The sequence below is a fragment of the Streptomyces sp. NPDC056987 genome (genome assembly GCF_042673865.1).
Lineage (GTDB): Bacteria > Actinomycetota > Actinomycetes > Streptomycetales > Streptomycetaceae > Streptomyces.
Window position 1 is genome coordinate 1 of record NZ_JBHURV010000088.1, and the last position, 1,964, is coordinate 1,964.

At 66.1% G+C, this 1,964-nt stretch carries 1 protein-coding gene; it reads right to left on the reverse strand.

What is annotated here, in order from left to right:
* Positions 1–222: 222 nt before the first annotated feature.
* A complete protein-coding gene (locus ACFTZC_RS41900; protein WP_382899357.1) occupies positions 223–870 on the reverse strand; it encodes a hypothetical protein in 648 nt (215 codons plus the stop codon).
* Between the last annotated feature and the right edge of the window lie 1,094 nt (positions 871–1,964).

A 1,964-nucleotide genomic window follows, 5' to 3' on the forward strand; every position in this document is an offset into this window, starting at 1 on the left:
TTCAGACGAAGGCCGCTTCCACGTACGGCAGTTACCGGACCGAGTGATCAAGTTCGACCTGCCATTCGACGCCGAACGTTAAAGATCAAGCTAGGGCTCTGCCGGTCAGAGCGTCATGAGGCCGGCACAGATGCCGGACCGCGACGGAGCATGCGGCCCGGCATCTGAGTCCCGGAGGAGCGCCGCACCGCTCGCATGGCACGGAACCGGGTGTACTGAGTGCTAGAAGTGCTGCAGGCGCAGCAGGAACTGGCAGCCGCCGGCGCGGTTGTCGGTGTCGATCTTCACTGTGACTGGAGTGCCGTCGAAGGCATAGTGGGTGAAGGGCGCGGCGTCCTCGCACTGGCCCGCGTCACCGTCGGCATAGAGCTGAACTTCGAGGACGAGGTTGCCCGTCACGCTGAAGGTGAGGTTGCACCAGCCCGGCTGGCCGTCGGTGTCGACTCTGACCGGCGCTCCGAACGCAGGGACCGGCAGTATCGGCAACTTGTTGGGAAGCACGTTGTTCCCGCACTGGCCTACACCGCCGGTGCTGCGGCTGAGTTGATAGGTGATGGTGGAGCCCGTGAGGACCCGGTCCGGGTCGTAGACGCCGAACGCCAGCTGGCAGCCGCCGGGGCGGTCATCGGTGTCGAAGCGGATGGCCTGCGTCCAGTTCGGCGAGGCGGCCCACTGCTCCCCGGTCCTCCCGCCGCACTGGCCCGCATCGCCGTCGGGGTTGAACCGGATGCCGAGCTGCGGTTCGACGCTCGCCGGGGCGGCTTCCGTCGCGTACACCGCCGTACTGGACAGACTGACGACCATGAACACGCCCGCAGCCAGGACGAGGGCCAGCGATCTGAGACGTCCGGTCATCCGTAATCCGCTCATACGAGAGTCTCCTCGAAATCGTGGGCGCGACGGCTCAGCCCGGCGCGCCGTTGTCGTATGCCGACCGGCCGACACGCCTGGCTGGTCCGGACCACAGTATGAGCTGCCGACATCCCTCCCATACCAGCGTGAACACGCCAATCTTTGCCCCGGCCAGAGCGGTTGCAGGGACTCGGGGAAACCGTGGTTTCAGGAACCGCGTCAGCGGATGGGACCTATGCTCGAACGCCTCTGCCCGTCGGCGTACCCGTGTCCAGACAACGGTGCGTTCGGTGGGTAAATGGGATCGCAGGCGTGGGCTGCCATGTCTGGCGAGAGCCGCCGCCCCCATGCTTCCTTCAGCCCCCGGAGCGCCGTTTCGTGCCGTATACGGACCGGCCATTCGATCACGAACGCAGCATCACCCAGCCGAACACCTCATACGATCTTCGGCCAAGGTCGAGCGGGCCGGGCGATCACTGTGCTAGTGAGCAAGATCGTTCCTTACCGCTAACCACGTCCTGATTGATCCCCGAGGCGATGTACGCCACTCCGTGCACACGGCGAAGGGCCGCTCGTGAACGAGCGGCCCTTCGCCGTCAGCCCCAAGAAAGCTATCCAATGGAGCCTCGGAGAGTACATGCGTACGCCACCGAGACCCCGCGACGTCAGAGGTGCCAGACCCGCCCCACCCCGGCGACTCCCTCTGGCCGAGCCGGATCGAAGGCCGGTTGACCGCCTTGCCGTACTTCACCTTCGGCAACACGGGCCAAGCCACCCACGGAAACAGGGCCGCACGGTCCGCCGCTCACGACCACAAGGCCACGCACCGTCACGGACAGAGCAGACATTTCCCGACGAGGCGCCGCTGGGCGTCAGCCTCGGCGTTCGCGCTCGTTCCGGAATTCCCAGACCGTCCGTACGGGCGCAGTGAAGCCGGGCTGTCGTCGTCGAACACCATCTGCGCCGAGCATGCCCGTCACCGCACTCCCGCTGGCCCGGCGTCACCCAGCCGCGTGACTACTGAGGTTGAACTCGTGGAGTCGTAGGGGCTGACGGCTCGTTGCCCGTGCGGTATCACCGGAGCATGCGGTATCCACAAGGAGGCGGCCTGA